Genomic DNA, 2,323 nt, shown 5'->3' with positions numbered 1-2,323 from the left:
GGCTTATTCAAGCGGATATCAACAAGATATGCATGTTACAAAACGCAATCAGGCACGAACTACTCCGGCACGAAGCCGAAAGTCCGGTTATTGCCATTATGGTCGTTCGTGCAGTTTTTGAGACACTGTCAGTTAAGGGCTCTGATCCGACCTTGGGGTCGTTAATTCTTAGGGTGTCAGTCTGCCCCTGACCCAACTCGATCCCATATACGCCCTGTGGCTGCGCACGAATCTTGACGCGGCTCAGGTTTTGGAAATTGGCGTGCCCATTTTCGCATAGCGGTATTCGCGCCAAGATTACGCTGCGTAACCAAGGCTTGTGGCAGGCTATAATTGACTCAGGACGCGCGCCCTTCGATCATTTGCCGATACCGCTGTTTTTGCTCAACGGCAAATTCACCATTCACTTCTGGAGGGAATTTCATGCGTATACTTACCTTAACGACTGCCATCTGTCTTGCGTCTGGCACGCTTACGGCTCAGCAAGCAGACCTGCCCAAGCAGTTGACCTGGACGGCCTATGGCACAGGATCGGCAGGCTATAACCAATCGGTCGCGATCGGTGCGGCGCTGCAAGAGGCGAATGGGGTTAACCTTCGCGTATTGCCGGGCAAAAACGATATCGCCCGCACCGAGCCATTGCGCCAAGGCAAAGTCCAGTTTTCGGCAAATGGCGTCGGCGGTTCTTTCATGGCCCAAGAAGGCGTGTTCCAGTTTGGCGCCGAGAACTGGGGTCCACAGCCCGTGCGTGTTCTGGCGGCCAACAATGGTGGTACGGTCGGGCTTTCCCTTGCCGTTGCGGCGGAGGCTTGTGAAAAAGCAGGCAAGCCGGGGTGCGAAGGATTTGAATACGCGGACCTAAAGGGCATGCGTGTTGCCTGGGTGAAAGGTGCGCCTGCTCTCAACGTCAACAACGAAGCCTATCTCGCCTATGGCGGATTGACGTGGGACGACGTTGAAAGAGTGGAATTTGGCGGCTTTGGCGACAGCTGGGCCGGTATGATTGACGGTAGCGTTGATGCTGCTTTTGCGTCGACCAACTCTGGCCGCGCATATGAAGCCGCATCAGGCCCACGCGGTGTGTATTGGCCGCCGATTGATGCAGGCAACGCGGAAGGCGTCGCGCGCATGCAGGCTATTGCGCCGTTCTTTACACCGATGCTTGCCAAGGTTGGCGCCACGATTGACGGTACGGATGGCGCGCTGACCGCCGGCTATGCCTATCCCGTGCTTATGACCTACGCGGCGCAAGATGAAGATCTGACCTATAACATGACCAAGGCGATGGACGTGTTCTTTGACAGCTACAAAGACAACGCACCGGGGATCAACGGTTGGGCGCGTGACAAGCAGAACTTCACTTGGGTGGCCCCCTACCATGAAGGCGCGATCCGTTATTACACAGAGGTCGGCGTTTGGTCCGACGCAGCGCAGGCACATAATGACAACCTGATTGCCCGTCAGGCTGCATTGATGGCCGCTTGGGAAGAACTCAAGGCCGAAGCACCGGCTGACTGGGAAGCGGCCTGGGACGCAAAGCGTCGCGCGGCCCTTGAAGCAGGCGGTTTTGCTGTCGTCTTCTAGATCCCGATAAGCATCACACGGGCGGGCCCAAGGGCCCGCTCATACGCCAAGCGAAACACGGCCTCGCGGTAAAACCGATAGGGAAAAACATGACAGAGCAAACAGGCCCCAAAGATATCGGCGGTTCTGCCATTGAAGCCGAACGCGCTGTCGAACGGCTGACGTTTTCCGGTTCAGCGCGTTGGATGATTATCCTGTTTACTTTGGCCGCTATCGGCGTTGCCATAAACCAGCTCTTCAATTTGCGCCTTGGGGGATACTCGCTTTTGGAGGGCATGTATCTTTACGTTCTGGCGGGGCTTTTCCTTAGCCTTACTTTCATTACGTTCAGGGCTTGGGGGCCGCCCTCGGCCAATGTGCCGTGGTATGACTGGCTTTTGGCGATTGCGACTATTTTCATTACCGGGTTCTTCGTTGTTACCGCAGGGGACAGCCTTGATGGAGGATGGGAGTACGCCGCGCCTGACAGGGCGGTCTGGGCCTCGATCGCGCTATATCTGCTGATCCTTGAAGGCACGCGGCGTGCGGGTGGTCTGGTTCTGTTTTTCATCGTTTTTGTGTTCTCGCTATACCCGACTTTTGCGGAACACGTGCCTGATCCGCTGAATGGGTTCACCCAGCCGTTTACCGATGTGATCCCCTATTTCATGATTTCATCCGAAGCCTCCTTTGGCATCCCCATGCGGGCCTTTGGCAATCTTGTTATCGGGTTTATCCTGTTCGGCGCAGTGCTTCAGTT

1 protein-coding gene and 1 pseudogene are annotated in these 2,323 nt (G+C 55.9%); both read left to right on the top strand.

Annotation, left to right across the window (positions count from 1 at the left end; genetic code table 11):
* The first annotated feature begins 423 nt into the window (after positions 1-423).
* Positions 424-1,584 carry a TAXI family TRAP transporter solute-binding subunit gene (locus tag WBC85_RS03255; RefSeq protein WP_424433241.1) on the top strand — a complete coding sequence of 387 codons (1,161 nt, stop codon included), beginning with the start codon at positions 424-426 and terminating at the stop codon, positions 1,582-1,584.
* Positions 1,585-1,673: 89 nt separating this feature from the next.
* Positions 1,674-2,323: pseudogene (locus tag WBC85_RS03250) on the top strand (TRAP transporter permease); the annotation flags it as partial.

This window comes from Planktotalea sp., from assembly GCF_049680325.1.
GTDB lineage: Bacteria > Pseudomonadota > Alphaproteobacteria > Rhodobacterales > Rhodobacteraceae > Planktotalea.
This window is presented reverse-complemented; position numbering and strand designations above follow the sequence as displayed.